We start from the raw sequence: 20,630 nt of genomic DNA on the forward strand, positions 1-20,630 counted from the left end.
GATGGGCGCGGACCACACGCCGAAGATCGTCGGGACGGTCTGGGGGCTGCTGATCCTCAACACGCTCGGCTCCGCCGGGGCGAAGACCATCGTCCCGCTGCCCCGCTCCCTCATCCAGATGGTCACCATGGGCTCGCTGGTCGCCGCGTTCGCGCTGGCGCTCGTGGTCAATCTCCGGCTGCGCATCCGGGCCAGCGCCTACGTTTTCCTGCTCACCCTGCTGCTGGTGGAGAGCGTGATCTCCAGCGCGAACCTGGAGTCCGGGTTCGGCGCGCTGTTCCGCTGCGCACGGCTGGCTCTCTTCGTCGGCACGCTGTGGCTGCTCAGCCGCTGGTGGGACGGCGGCCTGACGTTCGTCCGGCACCACATCCGGATGTACTTGGCGGTGCTCGGGTCGGTGGCCGCCGGCTTGGTCGCCTCACCGGGCGCGGCCATGCCCGACCTCTACGGCGGGCGGCTGGTCGGCGCGTTGTGGCCGCTCACCCCGCCGCAGATCGGGCAGTACGCCGCGGTGATCATCGGGCTCACCGTGCTGCTCGTCCTGGGCCGCCGGACCGACAGGACCAGCGCGGCGGTGGTCATCGTGCCCTCGCTCGTCCTGCTCGCGTTGACGCATACCCGGACGGCCACGCTCGGCCTGCTCATCGGGCTGGCGTTGGCGATCGGCTCGCTCGTCCTGACGAGCGGCGCCGCCCGCCGGTTCTTCGCCTGGGCGGTGCTGTGCGCCGCGGTGGCCGCGGTGGGGTTCGCCTCCGCGCTGCAGACGTGGTTCCTGCGCGGGCAGAGCCAGGAGAACTTCACCAGCCTCACCGGCCGGGCCAAGGTCTGGCACGCTCTGCTGACAGCACCCCGGACGACCTCGGAGTACCTGTTCGGCGTGGGCCTGGGCGACAAGTCGTTCGGCGGGCTGCCGATCGACAACAGCTGGTTGGCCGTCTACAACGAGCAGGGCATGACCGGCGTCGTCCTGGTGGCGACGATCATCGTCGTGCTGGGCGGCGTCGCATTGCTGCGGCCACCGTCGCTGTCGAGGGCCTGCGCGATCTTCCTGATCAGTTACTGCGCGATCGCGTCGTACACCGAGGCCGGGCTGGGCGACGCCTCGCCGTATCTGCTGCATCTGGCCGTGGCCGCCTCGCTGCTGGCGGCACCCGCCGCGGCCACTCCCTTCCCGACGCCCAAAGTCCCCCGCCGACGCGTCCCGCGATGGGCCCAGAAATCGGAGGTGGCCTGAGCATGCACGTCCTCGTGGTGCACAACCGCTACGCCTCGGCGCAGCCGAGCGGGGAGAACAAGGTCGTCGACCAGGAGGTGGCGCTGCTGCGCGGAGCCGGTCACCAGGTCGAGGTGTTCGAGCGGCGCAGCGACGACATATCCGCCCGGTCCCTGCTGGGCAAGGCCGCGGTACCGCTGCTGGTGCCGTGGAACCCGGCGGTCCGCGCGGAGCTCGCCGCCCGGCTTCGCACCGAGCGGCCGGACGTGGTGCACGTCCACAACGTCTTCCCGCTCCTGTCGCCGGCGGTGCTGGCCGCCTGCGCCGACGCGGGCGTGCCCGCCGTCGCCACGCTGCACAACTACACCCAGGTCTGCCCGCCCGGCACGCTGCAGCGGGACGGCCGGCCGTGCACCGAGTGCGTCGGGTCCGCGCCGCTGCCCGCCGTCCGGCACGGCTGCTACCGGAGCTCCCGGCTGGCGACGGTGCCGCTCGCGGTCAGCATGTCGGTCAACCGGCGGCGGTGGTGGTCCGCAGTGGAGCGGTTCTTCTGCATCTCCGCGGCTCAGCGCGACGTCCTGGTGGGGGCCGGCATGCCACCCGGACGGCTGGCGGTGAAGCACAACTTCGTGCCCGACCCGGGCGCCTGCCGAGCGGGCGCCGGCGAGCATCTGCTCTATCTCGGCCGGCTCGCGGAGGCCAAGGGCGTGCGGCTGCTCATGGCCGCGTGGGACGAGATCGTGGCCGGCGGCGGTGTGGGCGTGCCGCTCGTGGTCGCCGGCGCGGGGCCGCTGGAGCGAGAGGTGGCCGCCTGGGCGGCGGGCCGGGACGACGTGCGGTACGTCGGCCTGTACGACGCGGCGGAGTGCCGGCAGGCCGTCGCGCGGTCGGTCGCCGTGGTGGCTCCCTCCACCTGGCTGGAGGCGTTCGGCCTGGTGGTCGTGGAGGCGATGGCGGCGGGGGTCCCGGTCGTCGCCGCCGGTCACGGCGCCTTCGTCGAACTCGTCGAGGACGGGGTGACCGGGCTGCTGCACCGACCGGGCGAGGCCGCCTCGCTCGCGTCGTGCATGCGCCGGATCACGGCCGATCCGGCCGGCAACCGGGAGATGGGCCAGGCGGCCCGGCGCCGTTACGAGCAGGGTTTCAGCCCGGCCGTCGGGCTGGAGCGTCTGGTGGAGGGGTACCGAGCCGCGATCGCGGGTCGGGCCGGCGGCGGGGACAGCCCGCCGCCGGTGGGGGACAACAGCACTGGCTCGCGGTGGGGGCACCCGCGCGAGCGGGATGGGGGCAGTAGATGACACGATGCCGACTCTGCGGCTCGGCGGCGCTGGCGAGCGTCGTCGATCTCGGGGCGACCCCGCCGTGCGAGAGCTTTCTCGCCGCGGAACAACTGGACCAGCCGGAGCCGGCGTACCCGCTGCACCTGCGGGTCTGCACCGACTGCTGGCTCGCGCAGATCCCTCCGTTGATCACGCCGGAGGAGACGTTCACGCAGTACGCGTACTTCTCCTCCTACTCGACCTCCTGGGTGGAGCACGCGCGCACGTTCGTCGCCGGTGCCGTGCAGCGGCTGGGGCTCGGCACCGACGCCTTCGTGGTCGAGGTCGCGAGCAACGACGGGTATCTGCTGAGGCATGTGGTGGACCGCGGGATCCGCTGCCTCGGCATCGAGCCCTCGGTGAACGTCGGCGCCGCGGCGCGGGACGCGGGTGTGCCCACGCTCACGGAGTTCCTGTCCCCGGACACCGGTTCGGCCGTCCGCGCCGAGCACGGCCCGGCGGATCTGGTCGTGGCCAACAACGTGTACGCGCACATCCCCGACGTGGTCGGGTTCACCCAGGGGCTGCGCGCCCTGGTCGCCGACGACGGCTGGGTCTCCATCGAGGTGCAGCACCTGCTGACCCTGATCGAGGAGAACCAGTACGACACGATCTACCACGAGCACTTCCAGTACTACACGGTCGCGTCCGCGATCCGGGCCCTGGCGAGCGGCGGACTCGCGCTCGTGGACGTCGAGTTGCTGCCCACGCACGGCGGCTCGATCCGGCTGTGGGCCCGGCCGGCCGAGGTGGCCGGCGAGCCGACGCAGCAGGTGGCCGACGTGCTGGCCCGGGAGAAGGCCGCCGGGCTGCAGGAGCTGTCCGGGTACACCGAGTTCTCCGCACGAGTGGCCAAGGTGCGCCGGGACCTGCTGCGGTTCCTCATCGAGGCGGCCGAGCGCGGCGAGACGGTCGTCGGCTACGGCGCCCCGGGCAAGGGCAACACGCTGCTCAACCACTGCGGCATCCGGCCCGACCTGCTCGCGTACACGGTCGACCGCAACCCCTACAAGCACGGCAGGTTCACGCCGGGCACCCGCATCCCGATCCTGGCGCCCGAGCAGATAGCCGCCGACAGACCCGACTACGTCCTCGTCCTCCCGTGGAACCTGCGGGCCGAGCTGGTCGAGCAGCTGTCCTTCGTGCACGACTGGGGCGGCCGCCTTGTCTTTCCCATCCCGGAACTGAGCATTGTCGAGGTCAAGTCATGAAGGTCGTCCTGTTCTGCGGCGGTTACGGGATGCGGATGCGGAGCGGTGCCGCGGACGACGTGCCCAAGCCGATGGCGATGGTCGGCCCGCGTCCGCTGATCTGGCACGTCATGCGCTACTACGCGCACTTCGGGCACACGGAGTTCATCCTGTGCCTCGGGTACGGGGCTCATCACATCAAGAACTTCTTCCTCAACTACGAGGAGACGACGTCCAACGACTTCGTGCTGCGGGGCGGGCAGACAGAGCTGCTGTCCACCGACATCGCCTCCTGGACGATCACGTTCGTGCAGACCGGCATCGAGTCACCGATCGGGGAGCGGCTGCGCCGGGTGCGGCACCATCTGGAGGGCGACGAGATGTTCCTCGCCAACTACGCCGACGTGCTCACCGATGCCCCGCTGCCGGAGATGATCGACCGGTTCGCCCGGCGCGACGCCGGTGCGTCAATGATGGTGGTGCCGCCGCAGTCCTCGTTCCACTGCGTGGACCTGGGCGATGACGGCCTGGTGGGGGGAATCACCGCGGTGAGCGAACTGCCGCTGTGGGAGAACGGCGGCTACTTCGTGCTCCGTCAGGAGGTCTTCGACCACATCCCGGAGAACGGGGACCTGGTCGCTGACGGATGCGCCCAACTGGCCAAGCGCGGCCGGCTGGTGGCGTACCAGCACCGCGGCTTCTGGAAGCCGACCGACACCGTGAAGGAGCGGGCCGCGCTCGACGACGCCTACTCCCGGGGCGACCGCCCGTGGGCGGTGTGGGAACGGGACGGCGCGGGAGCAGGCCTCCAGGGTGCGACCGGCAGCCGGGGCGGCGCCGGATCGAGGACCGCATGATCCGGCTCCGGGCCGGGGGCCTGGACCGGATCGTCGCGGTGGGCGCGCACTGCGACGACATCGCCATCGGCGCCGGCGGCACGCTGCTGACGATGTGCCTGGCGCGGCCGGGTGTCCGCGTCGACGCGCTGGTGCTCTCCGGCGGTGGCGGCGAGCGTGAGCAGGAGGAGCGGGCCGCGCTCGCCGCCTTCTGCCCGGGCGCCGAACTGCGGCTGACCGTACTCAAGTTGCCGGACGGCCGGCTGCCCGCGCACTGGGAGGAGGCCAAGTCCGCGGTCGAGGAGCTGCGCGAGCGGACCGAGCCGGATCTGATCCTCGCGCCGCGCACCGATGACGCGCACCAGGATCACCGCGGCCTGGCCCAGTTGCTGCCCACCGCGTTCCGCGACCACCTCGTGCTCGGCTACGAGATCGTCAAGTGGGACGGTGATCTCGGCCGCCCGTCGGCGTACCAGCCGCTGTCGCCGGAGATCGCCGAACAGAAGGTGCGGCTGCTGCAGGAGCACTACCCCTCGCAGCGGCACCGGCCCTGGTACGACCGGGAGGCCTTCCTCGGCCTTGCGCGGATCCGCGGCATCGAATGCCACGCGCGCTACGCCGAGGCCTTCGCCGTCACCAAACTCACTCTCAACCTGGGGGGTTGAACCTTGCGCGTACTGCTGACCGGACACCAGGGCTACCTGGGCACCGTGATGGCCCCGGTCCTCGCGGCCGCCGGGCACGAGGTCGTCGGTCTTGACGCCGGCCTGTTCGCGGACTGCGTCCTCGGCCTGCCGCCCGCGGACCCGCCGGGGCACCGGGTGGACCTGCGCGACGTCACGGCCGACCACGTGGCCGGGGTGGACGCCGTGATCCACCTGGCCGCGCTCTCCAACGACCCGCTGGGATCGCTGGCGCCGGAGCTCACCTACGACATCAACCACCATGCGTCCGTGCACCTGGCCCGGCTGGCCCGCGAGGCCGGAGTGCGGCGCTTCCTGTACGCGTCGACCTGCTCCGTCTACGGCGCCGCCGGCGGTGACGACCTGGTGACCGAGGACGCCCCGCTGCGCCCGGTGACGCCGTACGCGGAGTCCAAGGTGCGGGTGGAGGACGACCTGCACGCGCTGGCCGACGGCGACTTCACCCCGGTGTTCATGCGCAACGCCACCGCCTTCGGCTACTCGCCCCGGCTGCGCGCCGACATCGTGCTGAACAACCTGGTGGGCCACGCGCTCCTGTCCGGCGAGGTCCTGGTGCTCTCCGACGGCACCCCTTGGCGCCCGCTGGTGCACGCCGCCGACATCGCGCGGGCCTTCACGGCCGCGCTGACCGCGCCACGCGAGGCGGTGCACGACCGCGCGTTCAACATCGGCAGCGAGGTCAACAACGTCACGGTCGCCGAGATCGCCGAGCAGGTCGCCGAGGCGGTGTCCGGCGCGAAGGTGGTGATCACCGGGGAGACCGGTGCCGATCCGCGGTCCTACCGGGTGGACTTCTCCCGGTTCCGCGCCGCGATTCCCGGCTTCGACTGCGAGTGGACGGTGAAGCAGGGCGCACTCGAACTCGTCGACGCCTACCGGAAGTTCGGCCTGACGCGGGAGGACTTCGAACAGCGCTTCACCCGGCTGGCCGTGCTGCGCGCGGCGTCCGACGCCGGCGCCGTCGACGACACCCTGCGGTGGCGCCGATGACCGCAGTCGGCGAAGAGATGCACACACTGGTGGAGCGGCTGTACCCGCTGTGCCGGAGCATCACCGGCGACGGTGTGCGTGCCACCCTGGAGATCGTCGGCGAGTACGTCGCGCTGCAGGTGCACGAGGTGCCGACCGGGACTCAGGTGCTCGACTGGACGGTGCCGCAGGAGTGGAACATCCGGGACGCGTACATCGCCGATGCCGCCGGTCACCGGGTCGTCGACTTCGCCGCGTCCAGCCTGCACGTGCTCGGCTACAGCGTGCCCGTGGCGCGGACCATGCCGCTGGCCGAGCTGCGGGCACACCTGCACACCCTTCCGGACCACCCGAGTTGGGTGCCGTACCGCACCAGCTACTACAAGCCGGAATGGGGGTTCTGCCTGGCCCAGGAGACCCTGGACGCGCTGCCGGACGGCGAGTACGAGGTGCGTATCGACTCCACGCTCGAAGACGGCCACCTCACCTACGCCGAGCACGTGATCCCCGGTCAGGTCCCCGACGAGGTGATCGTCTCCTGCCACGTCTGCCACCCGTCGCTGGCCAACGACAACCTGGCCGGCATCGCGGTGGCGACGTTCCTGGCCCGCGCGCTGGCGCAGGGGACGCCGTACTACACCTACCGGTTCATCTACGCGCCCGGCACCATCGGCGCGATCACCTGGCTGGCCCGCAACGCGGAGCGGGTGAACGGGGCATCCCCTGGTCGAGCGGAGCCGAGAGCTGGGGGAAGGGTCAAGCACGGGCTCGTACTGGCCTGCGCCGGCGACTCGGGTCGACTGACGTACAAGCAGAGCAGACGCGGGGACGCGGAGATCGACCGGGTGATGCGACATGTGCTGGCCGCCTCCGAACGCCCGCACCACGTAGCCGAGTTCACCCCGTACGGCTACGACGAGCGGCAGTACTGCTCGCCCGGGTTCGATCTCGGCGTGGGCTCGCTCAGCCGGACCCCGTACGCCGGCTACCCCGAGTACCACACCTCTGCGGACAACCCGGACTTCGTCTCCCCGGAGGCGATGGCGGACACCCTCGCGGTCTGCCGCGAGGCGTTCGCCGTGCTCGACCGCAACCGGCGGTACGTCAACCTGAGCCCCTACGGCGAGCCACAGCTGGGCCGGCGTGGTCTGTACGACTCGCTCGGCGGCCGCAGCGACGCGAAGCAGGCCCAGATGGCCATGCTCTGGGTGCTCAGTCTCTCCGACGGCGAGCACAGTCTGCTGGACGTCGCCGAGCGGTCCGGGCTGCCGTTCGACACCGTCGCCGCCGCGGCCGACGCCCTGCACGGCGCCGGGCTGATCAAGGCATGACGCCGGTGACCACCGAGGGGGAGAATCCCCGGACAACGGCGCCACCGGCCGGATCCGCCAGGCGGGCCCTCGTCGGCCGGCTGTCCTGGGGACTGGCCGACCAGGCGGCCTCCAGCGTGAGCAACTTCGCGGTGGGCATCTACGTGGCCCGCTCGCTGGGGGTGACCGCGTTCGGCGTGTTCAGCCTCGCCTGGGTGACGTACGGCGTGGTGCTCAACGTCTCCCGCGGGCTGGCCACCGATCCGCTCGTGGTGCGCTTCAGCGGCGTGCCGGACGCGTCCTGGCGCGGGGCGGTGGCCCGGTCGACGGGTACCGCACTCGGCGTCGGTGCGGCCATCGGCACGGTGTGTCTGGTGGCCGGGCTCGGCCTCGGCGGCCGCGTGGGGCCCGCGTTCGCCGCCCTCGCCGTCATGTTGCCGGGACTCCTGCTGCAGGACGCCTGGCGGTTCTCGTTCTTCGCCGCCGGCAACGGGCGGAAGGCGTTCGTCAACGACGTGGTGTGGGGTGTGGCGCTCGTCCCGGCCATGGTGATGGCGGCCCGTGTGGGCACCGTGGCAGCCTTCGTGCTCGCCTGGGGCGCGTCCGCCACGGTGGCGGCGGGGTACGGCTACCTCCAGTCCGGCATCCGGCCCCGGATGACCGAGGCGCGCGGGTGGCTCCGCGAGCAGCGCGACCTCGGCTACCGGTATCTGGTCGAGAACGTCAGCCTCAGCGGCGCGAGCCAGCTGCGGGCGTACGGGCTCGGCGCGATCGTCGGGGTCGGCGCGGTGGGTGCGGTGCGGGGCGCCGAGCTCCTGCTCGGCCCGTTCCTTGCCGTGCTGATGGGGCTTTCGCTGGTCACCGTCCCGGAGGCGGCGCGGGTGCTACGGCAGGCCCCGCACCGGCTCCGCGCCTTCTGCCTCCTGCTGGGCGGCGGGCAGGCCGCCGGCGCGCTGCTCTGGGGCGCGGCACTGCTGCTGGTGCCGGACCGGCTCGGCGAGCTGGTGCTCGGCGGCGTCTGGCACTCCGCCTCGCAGCTCATCGTGCCGATCACCCTCGGCGTCGCGGGCGCGGGCCTCGGCACCGGCGCGGCGGCCGGGCTGCGTGCGCTCGGCGCGGCCCGGCGCAGCCTGCGCTGCCAGCTGTTCGCCTCCGTCTGCTATGTCGGCGGCGGGCTCGGCGGGGCGGCCGTCGCCGGCACGGTCGGCTCGGCCTGGGGCGTCGCCGCCGCAACCGTCAGCGGCTCGGCCGTGTGGTGGCTGCAACTGCGGTCCGCCCTGCGCGAGCGCCACCGCAATCCCATCCCCGAAGTGAGGACCTCATGACCGACCGACCCAGGCTGAGCATCGGCCTGCCCGTGTACAACGGCGAGGAGTACCTGGCCGAGTCGCTCGACGCCCTGCTCGGCCAGACCTACGAGGACTTCGAGCTGGTCATCTCCGACAACGCCTCGACCGACGGGACCCAGGAGATCTGCCGCAAGTACGCCGCCCGGGACTCGCGCATCCGCTACCTCCGGCTGCCCCGGAACATCGGCGCCACGCCGAACCACAACCATGTGTTCGCCGAGTCCCGCGGCGAGCTGTTCAAGTGGGCCTCGCACGACGACCTGTACGGCCGGGACCTGCTGCGGCGCTGCGTTCAGGCGCTGGACGAGCGGCCGGACATCATCCTGGCGCACACCGGCCAGGCGGTCATCGACGGCGACGGCCAGGTGAAGGTCCCCTACGAGTACGGGCTCGCCACCGACTCCCCGCACGCGCCGGAGCGCTTCCGCAGCCTGTTGTTCGAGCCGGGTGGCGACGACTTCTACGGGGTGATGCGGGCCGACATGCTGCGCCGGGTGAAGCCGCTCGACAGCTACCACCACGCGGACCGCACGTTCGTCGCCGAGATCACCCTGCACGGGCCCTTCCACCAGGTGCCGGAGCTGCTGTACTTCCGCCGCGACCACCCCACGCGCGCCGAGCGGGCGAACCCTTCCAAGCGCTCCCGGTGCGTCAACCTGGACCCGCGCCGGGCGGGCCCGCTGCACCCGACGCCCCGGCTGCTCGCCGAGTACATGTGGGGCTTCGTCGCGGCGATTGGGCGGGCGCCGTTGTCCCCGGCCGACCGGCGCGCGTGCTACCGCCACCTGGCCGCATGGATGACCAGCCGGGTCCGGCCGGGCGCCGGCGAGCGGGTCGAGGACCGCGCCCCGGTCGATCCGGGCCGGCTCACGGTCTCCGTCGACGCCCTTGTGGCCGGCCGTGAGGGGAGGCAGGCATGACGGCCGCGGACAGGGCCCCGGTGCGCGTCGGGGTGTTCGGCCTGCTCGGCTCCGGCAACCTCGGCAACGACGGATCGCTCGAAGCGGTGCTCGGGTACCTCCGCGCCGAACACCCGGAGGCGGTCGTGGACGCGCTGTGCGGCGGACCCGAGACCGTGACGACCCGGTTCGGGATCCCCGCGACGCGGCTGCACTGGTACCGCGGGGAGTACCGGACCGCATCGCGTGCGGGCGCGATCGCGGCGAAGGGCCTGGGCAAACTCGTCGACGTCTTCCGCACCGCTGCCTGGGTGCGCCGGCACGACGTGGTGATCGTGCCGGGCATGGGCGTCCTGGAGGCGACACTGCCGCTGCGGCCGTGGGGCTTCCCGTACTCGCTGTTCCTGCTCTGCGCGAGTGGCCGGCTGCTGCGCACCCGGGTGGCGCTGGTCAGCGTCGGCGCCGCGACGATCGGCAACCGGCCGACCCGGGCCCTGGTGCGCTGGTCGGCGCGGCTGGCCGCCTACCGGTCGTACCGGGACGCGCAGTCCCGCGACGCGATGCGGGCGATGGGCGTGGACACCGCGCGCGACGAGGTCTACCCGGACCTCGCGTTCGCCCTGCCGACACCGCGGTCCCCCGAGCCCTCGGCTTCTCCCCCAGCCTTCGGCCGGGAGGGGCCCCCGGAGCAGGGAGGTGCCCCCATCGCGCCCTCGGACCCGTCGGCCCCGCCGGGCCCGGTCTGCGTCGGCGTCATGGACTTCCACGGCGGCAACGACGATCGCGCCCGGGCCGATGAGATATACCGGCGCTACCTCGACGGGACGATCCGGTTCGTCCGCGCGCTGATCGAGGAGGGCAGGGCCGTCCGGCTGCTCACCGGTGACGAGTGCGACGCGTCGGTGGTCGCCGCGATCCTCGACGCGGCGGACTCGCCGCTGGTCACCGCTGCCGAGCCGTCCTCACTGGCCGACCTGATGAAGGAGATGGCGGCTGCCGACACCGTGGTGGCGATCCGGTACCACAACCTGATCTGCGCGCTGAGGACCGGTACGCCGGTGCTCGCTCTCTGCTACGCGGCGAAGAGCGACGCGCTCATGACGGAGATGGGCCTCGGCGCGTACTGCCACCCGGCGCGCGAGGTCGACGCCGACCGCCTGCTCGAGCAGTTCCGGGCGCTGGAGAAGCGGTCGGCCGAGCTGCGGCAGACCCTCACCGAGCGGAACCTGGCCGCCGCCCGGCGACTCGAGCACCAGTTCAACTCCCTGACCGCGGCCCTGTTCCCTGGGGCCGGCCACGCCCACACCTTGCGGAAGGCTCCATGAAGGCGATCCAAGTCCCGGAGATCACCGGCGCGTACCTCTTCGAGCCGACGCCGTACGCAGACGAGCGCGGCTTCTTCTGCCGCACCTTCGACGCCGACGTGGTCCGCTCGGTGGGCCTCGACCCGGACGCCTTCGTCCAGGACAGCCTGTCCCGCTCGGCCGGGGGCGTGCTGCGCGGCCTGCACCTGCGCTCGGGCGCCGGCGAGGCCAAGCTGGTGCGGTGCTCGTACGGGAGGATCTTCGACGTCGTCGTGGACCTGCGGACGGACTCACCGACCTATCGCAACCGGGCCTTCTTCGAGCTGTCCGACGAGACGCAGGTGACCCTGTACATCCCGGCGGGGTGCGCGCACGGCTTCCAGGCTCTGACCAAAACCGCCGACGTCTCGTACCGGATCGACCGCCCGCACGATCCGGCCGAGGACCTGACGATCGCCTTCGACGACCCGGAGCTCGCCATTCCCTGGCCACTGCCGGTCACATCGATGTCCCAACGGGACCGGGAGGCGCCGAGCCTCGCCGAGGTCCTGCAGCAAAACAAGAGTTGAGGTTCGCGTGGACACCGTAGACACCAAAGAGCTCCTGCTGCCCCGGTCGCGGACGGCGAACGAGCGGCTGCACGCCATGATCCCCGGGGGCGCGCACACCTACGCCAAGGGCGACGACCAGTACCCCGAGAACCTGGCCCCGGTCATCAGTCACGGCCGCGGTGCCCACGTGTGGGACATCGACGGCAACCGCTACATCGAGTACGGCTCCGGGCTGCGGTCGGTCAGCCTCGGCCACGCCCACCCACGCGTGATCGAGGCGGTGCGGCGGGAACTCGACCGCGGCAGCAACTTCGTCCGGCCGTCCATCGTGGAGGTCGAAGCCGCGGAACGCTTCCTGGCCACGGTGCCGACCGCCGAGATGGTGAAGTTCGCGAAGAACGGCTCCGACGCCACCACCGCCGCGGTGCGCCTCGCCCGCGCCGTCACCGGGCGCCCGCGGGTGGCCATCTGCGCCGACCATCCGTTCTTCTCGGTCGACGACTGGTTCATCGGCACCACGCCGATGTCCGCCGGTGTTCCGGCGGCGGCCAACGAGCTCACCGTGGCGTTCCCTTACGGGGACCTGGCGGCCACGGAGGAGCTGCTCACCCGGTACCAGGACGAGGTCGCCTGCCTGATCCTCGAACCCGCCACGCACACCGAGCCGCCGCCCGGGTACCTCGCCGGCCTGCGCGAACTGGCAGACCGGCACGGCTGCGTACTGATCTTCGACGAGATGATCACCGGCTTCCGCTGGTCCGAGGCGGGCGCCCAGGGCCTGTACGGCGTCGTCCCCGACCTCTCCACGTTCGGCAAGGCGCTGGGCAACGGATTCGCGGTCTCCGCACTGGCCGGGCGCCGCGAGCTGATGGAGCGGGGCGGGCTGCGTCACCCCGGCGACCGGGTGTTCCTGCTGTCCACCACGCACGGTGCGGAAACGCACTCCCTGGCAGCCGCGATGGCCGTGCTCACCACCTACACCGAAGAGGGCGTCACCGCGCGGCTGCACAGCCTCGGCGAGCGGTTGGCCGCCGGTCTCCGCGACGCCGCGGCCGCCATGGGCGTCGGCGACCACATCGTCGTCCGGGGCCGGGCCAGCAACCTGGTCTTCGCCACCCTCGACGAGAACCGGCAGCCGTCGCAGGAGTACCGCACCCTGTTCCTGCGCCGGCTACTCGCGGGCGGGGTGCTGGCCCCGTCGTTCGTGGTGAGCAGCGCGCTCAGCGACGCCGACATCGATCACACCGTCGACGTGGTGGCCCAGGCATGCGCGGTGTACCGGAAGGCACTGGACGCCGCCGACCCCACCCCCTGGCTGGCCGGACGACCGGTGAAGCCCGTATTCCGCCGCTTGGCGTGACGTGACGTGACGTGACGTCAGCGACGCTACCGGCGACCGGCGTCGGCCATCCGATCGACCAGCCGGTCGGCCGTCCGGTCGACCAGCCACGCGGTCGCCGGTATCACCGCCAGCGCGGTGCACCAGCCGCCGAGGACGTCGGTCGGGTAGTGCGCGCCCAGGGCCACCTGCGCCCAGCCCATGGCGGCGCCGGCGACCAGTGCCGCGGCGAGCACGAGTGACGTGCCGGCCGTCCTGCCGAGGCCGAGCAGGCCGGTCGCGAGCAGCGCCACCACGAGGGCGAGCGCGGTGGCGAAGGCGGCGTGCCCACTCGGGTAGGACAGGTGCTCGCCGTGGATGGTGCGTCCCGCCAGATGCTTGAGCAGCGTCGCCGTCCCCACGGTCATGCCGACGCCGACAACGACGAGCACCGCTGCGCGAGGACACCGAAACAGCAGGCAGCCCGCCACGGTGGCCACGACCAGCGTCGCCGCTCCCACTGGCTCTCCCAAGAAGTCCATGGCCAGAGCTACATGCCGCCACGGCGGCCCCACACCGTCCAACGCCGCCCCGATCCGCGCGTCCACCGTGCCGGGCTTGCTGTCGTCGGCGTACAGGACCCCGAGCACGACGACCACCAGCGCGGCGAGGGCCGCAATCGGCCCGAGCCACACGCGCAGCGATCTGGGGAGCACCGCGGGCGCCGACCGGCCGCTCACACGCCCACCGCGTCCGAGGGCCCGCCGATCCGGCGCTTCGCACCGAGGGCCAACTGGCCGCCCACCTGGTGGTCCGGGCCCGCGCCGCGCGCATCGTGTTTCGGGCTCTGGTCGTCGGCTGCCGCTACGACCCCAGTGGAAGCCCGCACACCGTCACAGACCATCCGGCAGATGCGATGCACCTCCCCCTTCTCCACTTGCCACCCTAACCAACCATGTGGTCCCGGCAAGCAGCCGTCGGAAAGTCTGTGTGTCGACACTCCGCGAATTTTGGCCTGGTTCCAGAGCCCTCGGTTCCCGCTCGGCGCGGTCCGCCATGTCACAGACGGACCGGCTGTCTCGTCCTGGGTAGCGAACACAGTCTCAACCGGACAGGAGCTTGATCGTGAACGAGCCCACCACACACCGGAAGGTGGCACTGATCACCGGGGCGAACAAGGGGATCGGCCGTGCGGTCGCCGAGCAGCTCGCCGCGTCGGGCATGAGGGTCCTGATCGGCGCCAGAGACCTCAGGCGTGGCGAGGAGGCCGCTGCCGAGGTGTGCGCGGCGGGCGGCTACGCGCACGCGGTCGCCCTGGACGTGACCGACCCGACGACCGTCCGTGAGGCCGCGCGGGAGATCGATGAGCGCTTCGGCCACCTCGACGTGCTGGTCAACAACGCGGGCATCACCGGCTCCGGGCAGGTCTCGCCCGAGGACGCCGTCGATCAGATCCCCAGCACCGTCGACCTGGACATGGTCCGGTCGGTCTTCGAGACCAACGTCTTCGGGGTGATCGCGGTGACCAACGCCATGCTCCCGCTGCTGCGGAAGTCACCGGCGCCGCGCATCGTCAACGTCAGCAGCGCCGCCGCGTCGCTGACCATCACCAGTGCCCCGGACGGCCCGCTGACGGGGCTGCCGACGTCGGCCGCGTACATGCCTTCCAAGACCGCGCTGAACGCACTGACCGTGCAGTACGCCCAGGAGTTGCGCAAGGACGGCTTCCTGATCAACGCCGCCGACCCCGGCTACGTCGACACGGACATCAACAACCACCGCGGGTACCTCACCCCGGCGCAGGGGGCCGAGGTCGTGGTGCGGCTGGCCACGCTCGCGACCGACGGGCCGACCGCCCGGTTCTTCAACGCGGACGGACCTCTGCCCTGGTAGCGCACGCGACGGCCGCATCCGGCACAGGTGCCGCCGAGGAGTTCGAGGAGCTGCGGCCGCTGCTGTTCTCGATCTCCTACCGGATCCTCGGCAGCGTCGGCGAGGCCGAGGACGCGGTCCAGGAGGCCCGGCTGCGCTACGAGACCTCCCCGGCCCGCCCCGAGTCGGCGAAGGCCTGCCTCTCGGCGGTGGTGAGCCGGATCTCGATCGACGTGCTGCGCTCGGCCCGGGTCCGGCGCGAGGAGTACGTCGGTCCGTGGTTCCCCGAACCGCTGCTCACCGACCCCTACCAGGACCCGGAGCGCTCGGCGGAACTGTCCGACTCGCTGTCGATGGCGGCCCTGTTGCCGCTCGAACGGCTCAGCCCGCTGGAGCGAGCCGTCTTCGTCCTGCGGGAGGTGTTCGCCTTCGGCTTCCCGGAGATCGCCTCGGCGGTGGACAGGTCGGAGGCGGCGTGCCGCCGGCTCGCGGTGCGGGCGCGCCGTCACATGGACGCGGGCCGGCCCCGCTTCGAGGCCGACCGGCGCGAGCGCGAGGAACTCGCCCGTCGGTTCCTCGACGCCTTCCGGGAAGGGGACGTCGACGGACTGCGGGAGCTGCTCGCCGCCGACGTGGCGATGGTCGGCGACAGCGGTGGCAAGGCCCCGCAGTGGAAGCCCGCTTTCCATGGCGCCGGGGACGTGTCCCGGGTGCTCGGCGTGATCGTCCTGTCGTACGCCCGGATCGGCGGCGTCATGGAGCCGCGCGCGGTGAACGGGCAGCCCGGCGCGATCTTCCGCGACCGGGAGGGCCGGGTCATCAACGCCTGGGCGCTCGACGTCGTCGACGGGCGGATCCAGACGATCCGCTCCGTGCTCAACCCCGACAAGCTCGGGCACCTGGGCCCGGTGGCGGACACCTGGGCGATCCTCCGCGAGGCGAACCAGGGACCGAGCCGCCACACGTTCGGCACACCGGAACCAGAACAGGAGAATCGGACATGATCAGGACCGGCGTCATCATCGGCAGCACCCGTCCCGGCCGGAACGGCGAGCAGGTGGCCCTATGGGTACGCGACATGGCGGCCGAACACGCGGGCGACGCAGCGGACTTCGAGCTCGTGGACCTGAAGGACCACGCGCTGCCGCTGCTCGACGAAGCCGTCCCGGCGCGCAGGGCGCCGGGGCAGCAGCCGCACACCCGGCAATGGGCCGAACGGATCGGCTCGTTCGACGCCTTCATCGTCGTCACGCCCGAGTACAACACCGCCCCGCCCGCAGCCCTGACCAACGCCATCGACTACCTCTACGACGAGTGGGGCGGCAAGCCGGTCGGCTACGTCGGTTACGGCCTCTTCGGCGCGGTCATGGCGGTGCAGAAGCTGCGCGCGCAGGCGGGGCCGCTGCGGATGGCGGACATCGGGCCGCAGGTGGCGCTGTCGCTGCGCGAGGACTTCGTGAACCTCGCCGAGTTCAAGCCGCAGGAGCTGCGTGCGGTGGAACTGTGCGGGCTGGTCGACGAGTTGCTGGCCTGGGCGGGGGCGCTCGGCCCGCTGCGCGCCGCCTCCCCGGCCTCCGTCTGAAGCCCGGCGGGCGGCGGCAGTCAGCGGTTCTCGAGGGGCATCAGCTCGGTGGTGAACTCCTCGACGAAGGCGCGGCGCGAGGTCACCGGGCCCGCCGGGCGCACCACGAACTTCGACAGGCCGGCGTCGGTGAGCCGACGCAGGTGCTCGCGGGCGTCGGCCCAGCCCCAGCACAGCAGGGTGCGGGGGTCCGCCACGTCGGGGCGGTCCTGGCGCAGCCGGGCCAGCAGGGCGTCCACGGCGTGCCCGGCGGCGTCGTCCTGGACGATCGTCAGGTAGGTGCCGTAGTGGTCCTCCTCGATCGTCCGGGCCGCGCGGTCGGCGGCGCTCACGATCCGGGCCCGGCAGCCTTCGGCCTCGGCCGGGGTGATGTTGCTGCCGAGCCAGCCGTCACCGAGCCGGCCGACCCGGTCCAGGGCGGCCGGGACCCGGCCGCTGAGCCACAGGTCCAGGGGCCGCGCGGGCAGCGGGGCGACCGAGGCCCCGTCCAGGTGGAAGTACCGGCCGTGGTGGGTGACGACCGGCTCGGTCAGCAGGGCCCGCACCACGCCCAGTGCCTCCTCGAACACCTCGGCGCGCCGCCCGTCCGGCACCGGGAACACCGTCCGGTCGGCGCGCCGGGCCGGGCGGACACCGAAGACGGGCAGGACCCGGCGCGGGGCGAGCGCGGCCAGGCTCGCCAGCTGCGCCGCGAGCACCGCCGGGTTGCGGCCGGGCAGAACCACCACGCTCATGCCCAGCTTCAGCCGCTCGGTGAGACCCGCGGCGTAGGCCACGCCGACCAGCGGATCGACCACGCCCGGCGCGGAGACCAGGTCGGACAGCCACACCGAGTCGACCCCGTGCGTCTCCAACTCGGTCACCAGACGGGCCAGATCGGGATCGCCGGGCGGCGTACCGCGCTCGGGCACGTTCCCCACGCCGATGCGAATCTTCATACCGGTATCAGATCGCCTTTCCCGCCGACCGTCACTTCCGGGCCTCTGGTTCGGCGCGCCGGAGCAGCCTGCCGAGCGTGGTGGCCGTGGACAGGACGGCGCCGTCGGCGGTCCGGTTGGTGCCCTCGGCCAGCGCGATGCCGTCGGTGATGGTCGCCTCCGTGGTGAGGCGGCGCCACGCCTGGATGGGGACGTGCCGGGTCCACCGGACGCCCAGATCCAGGGTGATCGGCTGGACGGTGCCGACTCCCTCGCTGCGGAACACGCACTCCAGCAGGAAACTGTCGAAGAGCAGCAGGTCGACGGCCGCCCCGTGGGTCGCCTCGCCGATCAGGTCCGGGCGGCCCCTGACCCAGACCTCGCACCGGGGGACGCCGTCGCCGAGCCCGGCCGGGGTGAGCGGGTAGTCGATCGCCCGGACCTCGAGGTTCTTGAAGAAGGCGACCTCGTCCGCCAGCCACGTCACCGGCGCGGCCGATTCCGGGGGTTCCACGTCGGTGCCGGACCGGTCGGTCGGCACCAGCGCGCTGTCGAGCATCCAGGCCTGGGCGGTGAAGACCAGTTCGTCCCCCTGGATCAGGTCGACGCGGACCAACTCGGTGCTCCGGCCCTTCCGGATGGTCTCGACACGGCCCTCGATGGGGCCGGGCGAGGCCGCCCGCGGATAGGAGCCCTGGATTCCGCCCAGGACGAGATGGGGTGCGGCGGCCCGGGCGACCTCGCTCGCGAACGCCGCCACACAGCCGCCGAAGACGCGGCCCGCGAACATCCATTCCTCGCCGACCGTGCCCCGGAAGCCGGAGCTCGACGGCGTGACGGCGAAGGCGGTCTCAAATGACAACGGTTTCTCCCTTGAGTCGGAGGACAGCGGCGACCGCGATGCCCTGGGGTTCGGCCGAGGTCAGCAGCGCGAACCGCTCGGCCGGCTCCGAGGCGGCGGCGTGGCTCAGGACGGCCGCCAGTTGGAAGGGACCTGACGCGGCATGGACCTGGCCGAGGGTTTCCGTCAGCGGCGGCAGCACCGTCGCCTCGGGGCACACCGTGGCCAGAGCCTTGGACTCCGCGTCGTCCGTCGTTCCCGAGCCGACGGCGGCCCACACCCGGTCGGGCGAGGTACGGGTCAGCACCCTGTTCGCGGCCTTCACCACGGCCGAGCCGATGTCGCCGTCCACGGCCACCACCGAAGCGACGGCGAGCACCTCGGCCAGGCCGTCGGAGGCACTGCGCTCCAGTCGGACCATGGCGCAGCCCTCGGCCAGGGGGGCGGTGTCGTCGCCGACCCACGTGCGTGCTTCGGTGAGTTCCTCGGCGGCCCCCGCGAGGAGAGTGTCCGCGCGGCCCGTCAGCAGCAGGCGCCGGCAGTAGCCGAGGGCCGAAAGGCCGGTGGTGCGGCCCCCGGCCAGCGTGGCGTTGGGTCCCCTGAGGCCGTGCCAGATCGCGGTCTGGCTCGCGACGCTGTTCATGGCCGCGTTCTGGATGACCGAGGGCTGGATGTGGTACGGCTTCCCGCGCAGCAGCGAGGCCCGGTTGACGTCCAGGATGTTCTGCGCGCTGCCGTTCGTCGTGCCCAGCACCAGCCCGGTGCGCTCGCGGTCGTCGTCCTCGGTGAGCAGCCGGGCGGAGGTCGCGACGGACAGGGCCGTGGCGCGGCTCATGGCGCGGGTGCCCTGCTGCCCGAGGAACTCGCGCGGTTCGAAGTCCGGGACCGGCCGGGTGCCGTCGGGCAGCGGCCGGCCCGACACGGTGCCCTGCGCGAAGTCCTGGTCGTCGGTGCCGTACGGGGACAGTGCCGACCAAGCGGTAATGATCATCGGGATTCCTCGTAACGGCCCAGCAGGACGATGGCGTTGTTGCCGCCGAAGGCGAAGCCGTTGTTCTGCACGATCCTCACGTCGGCGGCGACCGAACGGTTGGGGACGCAGTCGATGTCAAGTTCCGGGTCCGGCGTCCGGTGGTTGACCGTCGGAGGTATGAAGCCCTCGGTGATCGCGATCGACGAGGCGATCGCGCCGAGCGCGGCGGAGGCGCCCATCGTGTGACCGAGCATCGACTTCAGCGAGATGACGGGGGGCGTCCGGTCGCCGTGGACGGACTTGATCGCACGGATCTCCGTCACGTCGTTGGACTTGGTGCCGGTTCCGTGCGCCGAGATCAGGTCCACGTCGCCGGGCCGCACCCCGGCGTCACGCAGTGCCGCCTCCATGCACCGCTGAATGCTCTTCTCCTCGGGTGCGAACGCGTGGTGGGCGTCGCAGTTGAGCCCGTAGCCGAGCACCTCCGCGTGGATGGTCGCTCCCCGTGCCCGCGCCGAGGTCAGGCTCTCCAGGAGCAGGATCCCCGCTCCTTCGCCGCTGAGGATGCCCTGGCGGTCGGCGTCGAACGGGCGGCACCGGTCCGGGGACATGATGCCCAGCCGGTAGAACGAGGCGAACGACCGTCGGCAGACCGCGTCGACGCCGCCGACCAGGGCGTAGTCGGCGTCGCCGACGCGGATGGCGTCCAGCCCGTCGCCGATCGCGTAGTTGCCCGCCGAGCAGGCGGTCGGGAAGGTCATCGCGGTCACGTCCTCGAGCCCGAGCTCCCAGGCGATGGACGCGGACAGCCGATGGGTCCCGGCGCGTTCGACGAGTGCCGGGTCCACCGTGCCGGCTCCCCGCGCGACCGTGTCGGCGGCCAGCGCGTCGAGGTCCCGCGCCTCCCCGTCGGCGGTGCCGACCGAGATGTGCCCCGGACGGTCCCGCAGCTCCGCACCGTCAAGTCCCGCCTCGGCCAGGGCCATTCGGGCGGCGGCGACGGCGAAGGCGCTCGCCCGGCCGAGCTGGTCCACCGGGGTCCGGGTGAGCCAGCCGGCCGGATCGAACCCCGTGACCTCGGATCCGTTGGCGTAGGCGAATCCCGTCGTGTCGAACGCGGTGAGGGGCGCGACCTCGTTGCGGCCGGCCCGCAGCCCCTCGGCGAACTCCGCCACGCCGAAGCCGATGCTCGACACCACGCCGCGGCCCGTGACGACGACCCGCTCCGGCGTACCGGTCATGCCTCGGCCAGGACGTCGTAGATGCCGGCCAGGCTCACCATGCGCGGGGCCTCGGCCTGGTCGATGCTGACGTCGAGGGTGTCCTCGAGGGCCGTCAGGATCTCGATGACCGCCAGCGAGTCGGCGCCGAACTCCTCGGTGTACACCGTCGTTTCCGTCAGTTCGGCGGGCTCGACCTCGAGGATGTCGCAGACGATCTTCTTCACGCGTTCCCGGATGTCGTCGGTGATCTCTGCCATGTC

General features: G+C 72.2%; 21 protein-coding genes. 15 read left to right on the forward strand and 6 right to left on the reverse strand.

Features of this window, described 5'->3' with window-relative positions; all coding sequences use genetic code 11:
* The first annotated feature begins 1 nt into the window (after position 1).
* From ACIF83_RS10850 to ACIF83_RS10905, 12 genes are read left to right on the forward strand one after another with little or no spacing between them, the layout of a single operon-like run.
* Positions 2-1,234 (forward strand): O-antigen ligase domain-containing protein, encoded by a 1,233-nt coding sequence (locus ACIF83_RS10850; RefSeq protein WP_393473039.1) that lies wholly within the window; start codon positions 2-4, stop codon positions 1,232-1,234.
* 2 nt (positions 1,235-1,236) lie between these two features.
* Positions 1,237-2,511 carry a glycosyltransferase gene (locus ACIF83_RS10855; protein ID WP_399725542.1) on the forward strand — a complete coding sequence of 425 codons (1,275 nt, stop codon included), beginning with the start codon at positions 1,237-1,239 and terminating at the stop codon, positions 2,509-2,511.
* The gene (locus tag ACIF83_RS10860) at positions 2,508-3,743 is read left to right on the forward strand and encodes a class I SAM-dependent methyltransferase (protein ID WP_393473044.1); all 1,236 of its coding nucleotides are present in this window, start codon (positions 2,508-2,510) and stop codon (positions 3,741-3,743) included. The genes ACIF83_RS10855 and ACIF83_RS10860 overlap by 4 nt, the downstream gene beginning before the upstream one ends.
* Positions 3,740-4,579 carry a glucose-1-phosphate cytidylyltransferase gene (locus ACIF83_RS10865; RefSeq protein ID WP_398138334.1) on the forward strand — a complete coding sequence of 280 codons (840 nt, stop codon included), beginning with the start codon at positions 3,740-3,742 and terminating at the stop codon, positions 4,577-4,579. Before ACIF83_RS10860 ends, ACIF83_RS10865 begins: the two co-directional genes overlap by 4 nt.
* Positions 4,576-5,223 (forward strand): PIG-L deacetylase family protein, encoded by a 648-nt coding sequence (locus ACIF83_RS10870; RefSeq protein WP_393473050.1) that lies wholly within the window; start codon positions 4,576-4,578, stop codon positions 5,221-5,223. Before ACIF83_RS10865 ends, ACIF83_RS10870 begins: the two co-directional genes overlap by 4 nt.
* A 3-nt stretch (positions 5,224-5,226) precedes the next feature.
* Entirely contained in the window at positions 5,227-6,252 is a 1,026-nt protein-coding gene (locus ACIF83_RS10875; RefSeq protein WP_399725547.1) for an NAD-dependent epimerase/dehydratase family protein, read from the forward strand.
* The gene (locus ACIF83_RS10880; RefSeq protein WP_399725550.1) at positions 6,240-7,562 is read left to right on the forward strand and encodes a DUF4910 domain-containing protein; all 1,323 of its coding nucleotides are present in this window, start codon (positions 6,240-6,242) and stop codon (positions 7,560-7,562) included. Before ACIF83_RS10875 ends, ACIF83_RS10880 begins: the two co-directional genes overlap by 13 nt.
* A complete protein-coding gene (locus tag ACIF83_RS10885; protein WP_393473059.1) occupies positions 7,559-8,866 on the forward strand; it encodes a hypothetical protein in 1,308 nt (435 codons plus the stop codon). The genes ACIF83_RS10880 and ACIF83_RS10885 overlap by 4 nt, the downstream gene beginning before the upstream one ends.
* Entirely contained in the window at positions 8,863-9,810 is a 948-nt protein-coding gene (locus ACIF83_RS10890) for a glycosyltransferase family 2 protein (RefSeq protein ID WP_399725553.1), read from the forward strand. The genes ACIF83_RS10885 and ACIF83_RS10890 overlap by 4 nt, the downstream gene beginning before the upstream one ends.
* Positions 9,807-11,114, forward strand: coding sequence for a polysaccharide pyruvyl transferase family protein (locus tag ACIF83_RS10895; RefSeq protein WP_399725556.1), 1,308 nt, complete (start codon positions 9,807-9,809; stop codon positions 11,112-11,114). The genes ACIF83_RS10890 and ACIF83_RS10895 overlap by 4 nt, the downstream gene beginning before the upstream one ends.
* Positions 11,111-11,662 carry a dTDP-4-dehydrorhamnose 3,5-epimerase gene (gene rfbC, locus ACIF83_RS10900; protein ID WP_399725559.1) on the forward strand — a complete coding sequence of 184 codons (552 nt, stop codon included), beginning with the start codon at positions 11,111-11,113 and terminating at the stop codon, positions 11,660-11,662. Before ACIF83_RS10895 ends, rfbC begins: the two co-directional genes overlap by 4 nt.
* A gap of 7 nt (positions 11,663-11,669) precedes the next feature.
* Positions 11,670-13,004, forward strand: coding sequence for a glutamate-1-semialdehyde 2,1-aminomutase (locus ACIF83_RS10905; RefSeq protein WP_393473071.1), 1,335 nt, complete (start codon positions 11,670-11,672; stop codon positions 13,002-13,004).
* Positions 13,005-13,030: 26 nt separating this feature from the next.
* Here ACIF83_RS10905 and ACIF83_RS10910 read toward each other — a convergent pair whose 3' ends face one another.
* The gene (locus tag ACIF83_RS10910; RefSeq protein WP_393473074.1) at positions 13,031-13,702 is read right to left on the reverse strand and encodes a phosphatase PAP2 family protein; all 672 of its coding nucleotides are present in this window, start codon (positions 13,700-13,702) and stop codon (positions 13,031-13,033) included.
* 385 nt (positions 13,703-14,087) lie between these two features.
* On the opposite strand from ACIF83_RS10910, the gene ACIF83_RS10915 reads away from it, so the two are divergent.
* Genes ACIF83_RS10915 through ACIF83_RS10925 form a run of 3 tightly spaced genes read left to right on the forward strand, consistent with a single transcriptional unit; the run spans position 14,088 to position 16,416 of the window.
* Complete coding sequence (locus ACIF83_RS10915) at positions 14,088-14,855, forward strand: SDR family NAD(P)-dependent oxidoreductase (protein WP_393473077.1); 768 nt, start codon at positions 14,088-14,090, stop codon at positions 14,853-14,855.
* A complete protein-coding gene (locus ACIF83_RS10920; protein WP_399726282.1) occupies positions 14,849-15,838 on the forward strand; it encodes an RNA polymerase sigma-70 factor in 990 nt (329 codons plus the stop codon). Before ACIF83_RS10915 ends, ACIF83_RS10920 begins: the two co-directional genes overlap by 7 nt.
* Positions 15,835-16,416 (forward strand): NADPH-dependent FMN reductase, encoded by a 582-nt coding sequence (locus tag ACIF83_RS10925; protein ID WP_398138339.1) that lies wholly within the window; start codon positions 15,835-15,837, stop codon positions 16,414-16,416. The genes ACIF83_RS10920 and ACIF83_RS10925 overlap by 4 nt, the downstream gene beginning before the upstream one ends.
* Positions 16,417-16,436: 20 nt before the next feature.
* Here the strand turns inward: ACIF83_RS10925 and ACIF83_RS10930 are convergent, their stop codons facing one another.
* The 5 genes from ACIF83_RS10930 to ACIF83_RS10950 are packed head-to-tail and all read right to left on the reverse strand — an operon-like array spanning position 16,437 to position 20,627.
* Positions 16,437-17,354, reverse strand: coding sequence for a TIGR03854 family LLM class F420-dependent oxidoreductase (locus ACIF83_RS10930; protein ID WP_393473083.1), 918 nt, complete (start codon positions 17,352-17,354; stop codon positions 16,437-16,439).
* Positions 17,355-17,385: 31 nt separating this feature from the next.
* Positions 17,386-18,195 (reverse strand): thioesterase family protein, encoded by an 810-nt coding sequence (locus ACIF83_RS10935; protein WP_393473086.1) that lies wholly within the window; start codon positions 18,193-18,195, stop codon positions 17,386-17,388.
* Positions 18,185-19,165, reverse strand: coding sequence for a beta-ketoacyl synthase N-terminal-like domain-containing protein (locus tag ACIF83_RS10940; protein ID WP_393473089.1), 981 nt, complete (start codon positions 19,163-19,165; stop codon positions 18,185-18,187). Before ACIF83_RS10940 ends, ACIF83_RS10935 begins: the two co-directional genes overlap by 11 nt.
* Positions 19,162-20,388 carry a beta-ketoacyl-[acyl-carrier-protein] synthase family protein gene (locus ACIF83_RS10945; RefSeq protein WP_399725566.1) on the reverse strand — a complete coding sequence of 409 codons (1,227 nt, stop codon included), beginning with the start codon at positions 20,386-20,388 and terminating at the stop codon, positions 19,162-19,164. Before ACIF83_RS10945 ends, ACIF83_RS10940 begins: the two co-directional genes overlap by 4 nt.
* Positions 20,385-20,627 (reverse strand): acyl carrier protein, encoded by a 243-nt coding sequence (locus ACIF83_RS10950; RefSeq protein ID WP_094219868.1) that lies wholly within the window; start codon positions 20,625-20,627, stop codon positions 20,385-20,387. The genes ACIF83_RS10945 and ACIF83_RS10950 overlap by 4 nt, the downstream gene beginning before the upstream one ends.
* Positions 20,628-20,630: the final 3 nt, after the last annotated feature.

It is taken from the genome of Streptomyces sp. NPDC085866, from assembly GCF_044541035.1.
Taxonomy (GTDB): domain Bacteria; phylum Actinomycetota; class Actinomycetes; order Streptomycetales; family Streptomycetaceae; genus Streptomyces.

Coding starts and splice junctions, on each gene's coding strand:
- ACIF83_RS10850 (WP_393473039.1), top strand. CDS start 2: ATGGGCGCGGACCACACGCCGAAGATCGTCGGGACGGTCTGGGGGCTG.
- ACIF83_RS10855 (WP_399725542.1), top strand. CDS start 1,237: ATGCACGTCCTCGTGGTGCACAACCGCTACGCCTCGGCGCAGCCGAGC.
- ACIF83_RS10860 (WP_393473044.1), top strand. CDS start 2,508: ATGACACGATGCCGACTCTGCGGCTCGGCGGCGCTGGCGAGCGTCGTC.
- ACIF83_RS10865 (WP_398138334.1), top strand. CDS start 3,740: ATGAAGGTCGTCCTGTTCTGCGGCGGTTACGGGATGCGGATGCGGAGC.
- ACIF83_RS10870 (WP_393473050.1), top strand. CDS start 4,576: ATGATCCGGCTCCGGGCCGGGGGCCTGGACCGGATCGTCGCGGTGGGC.
- ACIF83_RS10885 (WP_393473059.1), top strand. CDS start 7,559: ATGACGCCGGTGACCACCGAGGGGGAGAATCCCCGGACAACGGCGCCA.
- ACIF83_RS10890 (WP_399725553.1), top strand. CDS start 8,863: ATGACCGACCGACCCAGGCTGAGCATCGGCCTGCCCGTGTACAACGGC.
- ACIF83_RS10895 (WP_399725556.1), top strand. CDS start 9,807: ATGACGGCCGCGGACAGGGCCCCGGTGCGCGTCGGGGTGTTCGGCCTG.
- rfbC (WP_399725559.1), top strand. CDS start 11,111: ATGAAGGCGATCCAAGTCCCGGAGATCACCGGCGCGTACCTCTTCGAG.
- ACIF83_RS10925 (WP_398138339.1), top strand. CDS start 15,835: ATGATCAGGACCGGCGTCATCATCGGCAGCACCCGTCCCGGCCGGAAC.
- ACIF83_RS10930 (WP_393473083.1), bottom strand. CDS start 17,354: ATGAAGATTCGCATCGGCGTGGGGAACGTGCCCGAGCGCGGTACGCCG.
- ACIF83_RS10940 (WP_393473089.1), bottom strand. CDS start 19,165: ATGATCATTACCGCTTGGTCGGCACTGTCCCCGTACGGCACCGACGAC.
- ACIF83_RS10945 (WP_399725566.1), bottom strand. CDS start 20,388: ATGACCGGTACGCCGGAGCGGGTCGTCGTCACGGGCCGCGGCGTGGTG.
- ACIF83_RS10950 (WP_094219868.1), bottom strand. CDS start 20,627: ATGGCAGAGATCACCGACGACATCCGGGAACGCGTGAAGAAGATCGTC.